Source organism: Bradyrhizobium sp. Kon69 (genome assembly GCF_055807515.1).
On sequence record NZ_JBVVOS010000532.1, the window covers coordinates 1 to 242 of the forward strand.

Consider the following 242-nt stretch of genomic DNA (forward strand, 5'->3'; position numbering starts at 1 on the left):
GGCTCTGCTGAAGATAGTCAGCAAACAGGCCCGTTTGCTCCCGGGTATCGACGCGGGCGAAACGGCCGGTGAGATCCTTAAGATGCACGGCCGTGAGATGGATCGCGTCATAATCATTGCTGGCGACAATGGGACCGATCACGTGACCACGCCCGAATTCGCGCTTCATGGAGTAGCCGACGGTCTTGCCGTCGCGGCGCAGTACACAGATTGACGCACCTTCCGAAAGCAGAGCAAGCAGC

The 242-nt window shown here is 59.1% G+C and carries 1 protein-coding gene; it reads right to left on the minus strand.

Annotated elements, in window-relative coordinates:
• The coding region (locus AC0L3U_RS40055; RefSeq protein WP_473365218.1) for a GNAT family N-acetyltransferase at positions 1 to 242 on the minus strand (242 nt) is incomplete at both ends.